Source organism: Cryobacterium sp. MLB-32 (genome assembly GCF_000738085.1).
GTDB lineage: Bacteria > Actinomycetota > Actinomycetes > Actinomycetales > Microbacteriaceae > Cryobacterium.
Map to the genome: position 1 here is coordinate 1 of NZ_JPRS01000256.1, position 6,941 is coordinate 6,941.

Sequence of the window (6,941 nt, forward strand, 5' to 3'; positions counted from 1 at the left end):
CTTGACACTCGTAGTCATAGAGCTTCTTCACCTCACGCGCCAGTTGCGAGTCCCGAATTCGGCGGGACACCAGGGTGGTGGCAAATTCTGGATCAGGCACGTTTAACGCCTGCGGCTCGAGCGGAAGCTGTTCATCGATGCGTTCAAGTCGGAAACGAATGATCTGAAAACCGTCGCGCCCCAGCTCCATCCACCATTGGGTGACCAAGTACAGCCCCGAGTAGATGTAACCGACGGGGGGCGCGAACGGAGAACCTTTGTGTTTTCCTCGAACCACTCGAACGGGCAGGGCTGCAGCGTGGCTCGTGATGAGACCAGCATTGCCCGGAGACTCCCGGGACTGATCCATGATTTGACGCGGGCTGTTGGGATCCTTGCCGCCGTGGCCGGAATAGATGATGTAGTCGCCATGGTCTTCGTCGTCGACGTAGCCTCCTGAAATGACGATCGAGTCGGAACCTTCCAACTTGGTGCCGCTAATGCCGGCTTGCGTCGGACGATGGACGAAAGCTTGGTGAAGTTCACGGCGGTCGATGAAGAACTGGCCAACCTTGACCCCCACCGGTGTGCCAAAGAATCTGCTCATGTCATTTCCCCCTGGACACACCCTATCGATCAGCGCGCGAGCAGGGATGGAATCCGCCCGCGAAGTAACGGGCAGTGGTCATCGACACGGCGGTGTTCTTTGACCTGATCTCATCCGGGATTTCTCTTTCTGCTGGTGCAGCCTGAGCCCCCTGCGCAGGCGCTGCCGCTGCCGTGCTCGAAGCAATGTCGGTGGCTCGTGCGACAGTCAACTTGTTCCCGCCGGGAGCGACTTATGAGGGGGGAACACCATGACTGATCCGAACTACACCGCCATGCTGCTGGTCATCGATCGCAGTGGCTCGATGACAGGCATCCGCGATGACATGGTGGGCGGACTCACCACGATGCTCGCCGAGCAGGCGGCCGAGCCGGGCATGCTCACCGTCGACATCGTTACGTTCGACACCGAGATCGAAACGCAGTGCTCCTTGGCCGATCCGAAGAGCGTCACGATCCAGCTCGATCCCCGCGGCGCCACGGCGCTCTTCGACGCCATCGGTCAGTCGGTCACCGGATTCGGCCGGGTTCTGGCTGCGCTACCCGAACACGCCCGCCCGGAAACAGTTCAGGTCGTCGTCGTCACCGACGGGGATGAGAACTCCAGCCGGGAGTTCAGCCTCGACGCCGTGCGCGCTCTGGTGACGCGCCAGAAGGAACAGTACAGTTGGGATTTTATGTTTCTCGGTGCCAACCAGGACGCTGTGTTGTCCGGTGAGAACCTCGGCTTTGACGCGGGAAGTTCCATGACCTTCGTGGCCAGCGCCGACGCGGTCTCGAACATGAGCGCGTCCATGGGGCGTTACGTGAAAGACGTGCGCGGCAAGACCAAGCGCATGTTCGACGACGAAGAGCGGTACAGCTCGATGGTGCCAGCCCCGGAGACGCCCAGTCGGCCGGCTGCGACCCCGCCCAAGCGGTCGACTGACAAGAACGGCCAGAAGCCCTAGCTACTAGGGATGCGTCTGCGCGCTCCATCCATCAGGATAGAGGGCATGGCCCACCGGCAACGACGTTCTCCTGACCCTGACCTCCCCGGCGACGGCACGGAGAAGACGTGCGCCTCGTGCGGGCGGCGCATCGAGTGGCGCGCGAAGTGGGCCGACAACTGGGATTCGGTGAAGTACTGCTCAACAGCGTGCCGCGCGCACGGAGTGAATGCGACCGATCTGCAGCTGGAAGCGAGCATTGACTCACTGCTCAACGCGGTGGCGCGGGACGCGACGATCTCCCCGTCCGACGCGGCGCAGGCGGTCGGCGGCGAGCGGTGGAACGAGCTCGCGGAACCGGCCCGCCGAGCCGCCCGCCGCATGGTCGCCCGCGGGGAACTGCAGATCACGCAAGGTGGTGTCGTGGTCGATCCGTCGACCGCGAAGGGCGCGATTCGGTTGCGGCGACCGCGGTAGGGATTGCTGAGCCAGTTCACGACTATCGCTGATCGCCCCTTGCCGAGCGGCCGCTCTGGGTGTCAAATCGGGGGCAACAACTCGGAACGTCGAGACGACCACGTCGGGAGCTGCTCATGTCGGGTAAAGGCACACAGGAAACGCCGAAAGCAGCGGGCCGGGGCGGGGCGGAGCAGCGGCGGGCCTCGCCGTCGGGGGCGCCGGCAGATCGGCCGGAGAAGATCCGTAACGTGGCCCTGGTGGGCCGGTCGGGCGCCGGCAAGACCATGCTCGCCGAAGCGCTGCTCGTGGCCACGGGCGCCCTCACCCGCATGGGGTCGATCCTCGGCGGCAGCACGGTGAGCGACTCGGACCCGAGCGAGATTCACCAGCAACGCTCCGTCACGCTGTCGGTGCTGCCGCTCGCAGTCGCCGACGTAAAGGTGAACCTGCTCGACACCCCCGGCTACGTCGACTTCATCGGCGACCTGCGCGCCGGGCTGCGGGCAGCGGATGCCGCCCTCTTCGTGGTGTCCGCCGTCGACGGCGTCGACGCGGCCACCACCGCGCTGTGGCAGGAGTGCGAACGGGTCGGCATGCCGCGGGCGGTGGTGATCAGCCGGATCGACCATCCGCGAGCCGACTACGACGCGGTGCTCGCGGCCTGCCAGGGCGCGTTCGGCGCGTCGGTGCTGCCGCTGTACGTGCCGGTTCGCACGGGTGGGGCCTTCACCGGGCTGCTCGGCGTGCTCTCGGGCATGGTCTCCGCGGTCGGCGACCCCACCCGGCGCCCGGCGACCGAGACCGAACGGGCCGACGCCGAGCCGGCGCGGGCGACGCTCATCGAGGGGATCATCGCCGAGAGCGAAGACGAGTCCCTGCTGGACCGCTACCTCGGCGGCGAAGAGATCGCCCTCGAGACCCTCATCGACGACCTGGAGATCGCGGTGGCGCGCGGATCGTTGTATCCGGTGCTGGCGACATCCGCTGAAACCGGCGTGGGCCTCACCGAGGTGCTGGAGGTGCTGACGGGCGCATTTCCCTCGCCGCTGGAGCGGACGCTGCCGACGGTGACCTACCTCGACGGCACACCGGCGGGGCCGCTGCCCGGCGACCCGAACGGACCGCTCGTGGGCGAGGTGGTGCGCACCACCATCGACTCGTTCCTCGGCCGGGTGTGCCTGGTGCGCATCTTCTCCGGCACCCTGCGCGAAGACACGCTCGTGCACATTGGCGGCCACGGGCTCACCGATCGCGGCCACCAGGACCACGACAGCGACGAACGGATCACCCACCTGCAATCCCCGCTGGGGGCCACGCTGCGTCCGGTGCCGTTCGCCGTGGCGGGGGATATCTGCGCGCTCACCCGGCTGACGAGCGCCGAGACCGGCGACACCGTGAGCGACCGGGATGCGCCGCTGCTGGTGGAGGCGTGGGAGATGCCGGAGCCGCTGATGCCGGTGGCCGTGCACGGCGCGGCGCACGGCGACGACGACGCGATCGCCCGGAACCTCGGCAAGGTGGCCGCCGTCGACCCGACGCTGCGCGTGGAGCGCAACGCCGAAACCCACCAGCTGGTGCTGTGGTGCATGGGGGAGGCGCACGCCGAGGTTGTGCTCGACCGACTGCGCGCCCAGGGCATCAAGCTCGAGACCGTGGACGTGATCACGCCGCTGCGGGAGACGTTCGCGCGGCCGGCATCCGCTCGCGGGCGATACGTGAAGCAGTCCGGCGGCCACGGCCAGTTCGCGATCTGCGAGATCGAGGTGGAACCGCTCGAACGCGGCGCCGGGTTCGAATTCGTGAACAGGGTCGTGGGCGGTGCGATCCCGGGGCACTACATCGAGTCGGTGGAGAAGGGCGTGCGGGCGCAGATGCAGCGGGGCGTGACGGCGGGGTTCCCCGTGGTCGACATTATGGTGACGCTCACGGGCGGCAAGACGCACAGCGTCGACTCCTCGGATGCCGCGTTCCAGTCCGCCGGAGCGCTCGCGCTGCGGGAGGCCGCGGCCGCGAGCCGCATCCAGCTGCTGGAACCCGTGTCGGCGGTCACGATCAACGTGCCCGACGCCCACGTGGGCGCGGTGATGATCGACCTGGCCACCCGCCGGGCCCACGTGACCGGCACCACGTCGGTGGGCGGCGAACGCTCCGAGGTGAGCGCCGAGATACCGGATGCCGAACTGGTGCGTTACGCGATCGAGCTGCGGGCGCTGACCGCGGGAAGCGGATGGTTTAGCCGGAGTTACCTGCGGCACGAACCGGTGCCGGGCAAGGTGGCGGCATCGGCCGTGACCGACTAACGAGGAGCGTTCGGCATGACAGTGCGCCATTGTTGGTCGAGGCGCGAGGGACGAGCGCTTGGATCTGGCCTGTCGAGATCGAGGCCTCACGAGAATTTCCTCAGAGCCGTGCCGGGTCTGGGGATTGTCTCGCGAGGTCTCGATCGCTCCTTCGTCGCGCTTCGACCAGCGGGATTTATGTGCGCCTCGACCAGCGGGATTTATGTGCGCCTCGACCAGCGGGATTTATGTGCGTGACGAACTGACGAGGAGTGATTGATATGACAGTGACCTGCGACATCACGGTCTCCACCGACGGGTTCGTGGCCGGTCCGAACCAGAGCCTGGAGCATCCGCTCGGTGAAGGCGCCGAAGGACTGCACCGCTGGATGATGGAGCTCGCCGACGAGAACGCCGCAGAGATGGCGGAGATCGTGCACGCGGGCGCGTTCATCATGGGCCGCAACATGTTCGGCCCCGGGCGCGGCGAGTGGGATCACGAGTGGACGGGGTGGTGGGGCGATGACCCGCCGTACCATGCGCCGGTTTTCGTGCTCACGCACTACCGGCGCGCGCCACTTGTGATGGAGGGCGGCACGACGTTTCACTTCGTTACCGACGGCATCGAATCGGCCATGGAGCAGGCGCGTTTGGTTGCGGGGGAGAAGGCGGTGTCGGTCGCGGGCGGGGCGTCGACGGTGCGGCAATATCTGGCGGCCGGAATGATCGACGTGCTGCGGCTGCACGTCGCGCCCGTGGTGCTGCGGGTCGGCGAGCCGCTGCTGGCGGGGCTGGACGACGTGCGGCTGGAGCAGGTGAGCGCGGTGGATCGTGAGCTGGTGACCCACGTGACGTACCGGGTGCTGCACTGAGCCCTCCGCACCACGAGCGTCGTGATGTGTGTGGTTCTTTAGTCGAGCTGGAGGGCCAGGCGCAGGGCATCGTCGATGCGGTCGAGTTCCTCGCGACTGACGTGGCCCACGAGATCGCCGAGGCGTTCCGGGGCGACGGCCGATGTCTGCTCCACCAGCACCTGAGTGCGTTCACCGCCGATAGAAATTGTCGGTCGAAAGCTTTGCGGTTGCGCGGAACGTGAGGTCGGCGCAACCAGGAGTGTTGACAACATCAACTGGTCCGACTGCAGGATGACCGCGAAACGCGCGCCGGATTGCTCGTGGCCGCGCGCGCCTTGTGGTGCGCGCAATCGGTGAATATCACCACGCACGGAGGTTGTCCATGTCGCGCAGCACTGCACGACTTTCCGCGAGATCGGCGGGGTCATTCTTGAGCGCTGTGGATTCTCGCCGCATGAGATCCCGTCGCCGTTGCCGAGCGGCATCGAGAAGGGCTTGCCTGATGGCGGCGGAGACGGTTGCGCCGTCGGCCGTGAGCTCGTCGAGGGCCTGTTGGGTGACCTCGTCCGTGCGAAAGTTCACGATTGCCATAGCGTCATTGTATGACGCTTTGTAAGACACGTCTATGACGACCTTTCGGCGTGCGTGCACCGCACCCACAACGAGCGTTTCGCCTCCGCGGTCGTTCGCGCGGTGCCGGCGAGGATCTCCGCAAGGTCGTACCCAGCTTCGATGATGATGGCCCCGCCGCGAGGGGGAACGGGGTCGCGCAAAACCGGTGAAATCGGCGACACGCCGGTCGTGGGGGCTGCTCAGTCCGGCGTGTCTCAGAAACACCGGTCTTAGCGTGACGATGGCCGGGGGCGCGTCCGTGAACGCGCACGTCATCCGGGCGAACGACTACGAAATGTCGACGATCTCCTTGCCGAGCGGCATGAGCGACACCGGGATCAGCTTGAAGTTGGCGATTCCGAACGGGATGCCGATGATCGTGATGCAGAGGGCGATGCCGGAGAGCAGGTGCTCGAGGGCGAGCCACCAGCCGGCCAGGACCACCCAGATGACGTTGCCGAGGAAGGACCCGACGCCCGCGGTCGGCGTGGGAACGACGGTCTTGCCGAACGGCCACAGCGCGTAAACGCCGATGCGTGCCGCCGCGATTCCCCAGGGAATCGTGACGATGAGCACGAACATGATGAGTGCCGCGAGCATGTAGCCGAGGAACAGCCAGAAGCCCGAGAGCACAAGCCAGATGATGTTGAGGAGGGTCTTCATGATGTCTCAATTATCTCAGGTCACGTGGATGCAGCGAAGGCCGACGGCGAGGCCAGCGTGGAAGCCGTCGCCTCGTGCGCCCTGCGTGCAACAATGATGCATGAAAATCTTCGTGAGCGAGATCTTTGCGCAGTCCGCGCAGCAGGACGGTTGGATCATGAACGGTGGCGGCTGGTTCGTGCTTGCCCTCATCAATGCGGGCCTGGCCGAGCAGAAGAACCGCTCCAGGCTGTTGTGGTTTCTTGGTTCGCTCGTGCTCGGCCCTCTCGCCACGCTGCTCATCGTGGTGTGGGGGCGGGTGCCCGACGTGCCGCCGGTGCCGCCGCATCCCTCGTCGATTCTCGAGGACCGCTACCAAATGGTCGTCGGTTCGCTTGCGGTGTTCACGGGGGGAGCGTTTGTCGTGGCGTTGATCGGTCAGCTCTGGGCTGTGTGGGTGGTCGGTGGTGTGTTGGCTGCGGGCCTCGTGGTCTTCATCGTGCTTTACCGACGGGCGCGTGCGAAACGGGAATCAACGCTCACGGCGGTGGACCACTCCTGAGCGCAGCGCCGCCGGGCGC

General features: G+C 66.3%; 9 protein-coding genes. 5 read left to right on the forward strand and 4 right to left on the reverse strand.

Annotated features, from left to right (window positions below; genetic code table 11):
• Positions 1–586 (reverse strand): YDG/SRA domain-containing protein (locus JF66_RS17135; RefSeq protein ID WP_035879911.1); only part of this gene is annotated, 586 nt, incomplete at its 3' end.
• A 250-nt stretch (positions 587–836) separates the two neighbouring features.
• Here JF66_RS17135 and JF66_RS17140 point away from each other — a divergent pair.
• The 4 genes from JF66_RS17140 (at position 837) to JF66_RS17155 (ending at position 5,124) form a co-directional block, all read left to right on the forward strand.
• A complete protein-coding gene (locus JF66_RS17140) occupies positions 837–1,535 on the forward strand; it encodes a vWA domain-containing protein (RefSeq protein WP_051973695.1) in 699 nt (232 codons plus the stop codon).
• A 45-nt stretch (positions 1,536–1,580) separates the two neighbouring features.
• The gene (locus tag JF66_RS17145; RefSeq protein ID WP_035879913.1) at positions 1,581–1,991 is read left to right on the forward strand and encodes a DUF2256 and DUF3253 domain-containing protein; all 411 of its coding nucleotides are present in this window, start codon (positions 1,581–1,583) and stop codon (positions 1,989–1,991) included.
• 116 nt (positions 1,992–2,107) lie between these two features.
• On the forward strand, positions 2,108–4,273 hold the full coding sequence (locus JF66_RS17150) for an elongation factor G-like protein EF-G2 (RefSeq protein ID WP_035879914.1): 2,166 nt from the start codon (positions 2,108–2,110) through the stop codon (positions 4,271–4,273).
• Positions 4,274–4,533: 260 nt separating this feature from the next.
• Positions 4,534–5,124, forward strand: coding sequence for a dihydrofolate reductase family protein (locus JF66_RS17155; protein WP_035879915.1), 591 nt, complete (start codon positions 4,534–4,536; stop codon positions 5,122–5,124).
• Positions 5,125–5,162: 38 nt separating this feature from the next.
• Here JF66_RS17155 and JF66_RS17160 read toward each other — a convergent pair whose 3' ends face one another.
• From JF66_RS17160 to JF66_RS17170, 3 genes are all read right to left on the reverse strand, one after another.
• The gene (locus JF66_RS17160; RefSeq protein ID WP_231556485.1) at positions 5,163–5,456 is read right to left on the reverse strand and encodes a type II toxin-antitoxin system PemK/MazF family toxin; all 294 of its coding nucleotides are present in this window, start codon (positions 5,454–5,456) and stop codon (positions 5,163–5,165) included.
• Positions 5,457–5,466: 10 nt separating this feature from the next.
• Positions 5,467–5,697: a hypothetical protein gene (locus JF66_RS17165; RefSeq protein ID WP_035879917.1), complete on the reverse strand. Its 231-nt coding sequence runs from the start codon at positions 5,695–5,697 to the stop codon at positions 5,467–5,469.
• Positions 5,698–6,006: 309 nt separating this feature from the next.
• Positions 6,007–6,381, reverse strand: a complete 375-nt coding sequence (locus JF66_RS17170; RefSeq protein ID WP_035879918.1) for a YccF domain-containing protein — start codon at positions 6,379–6,381, stop codon at positions 6,007–6,009.
• Positions 6,382–6,481: 100 nt separating this feature from the next.
• On the opposite strand from JF66_RS17170, the gene JF66_RS23785 reads away from it, so the two are divergent.
• Positions 6,482–6,922: a hypothetical protein gene (locus JF66_RS23785; protein WP_197059463.1), complete on the forward strand. Its 441-nt coding sequence runs from the start codon at positions 6,482–6,484 to the stop codon at positions 6,920–6,922.
• Positions 6,923–6,941: the final 19 nt, after the last annotated feature.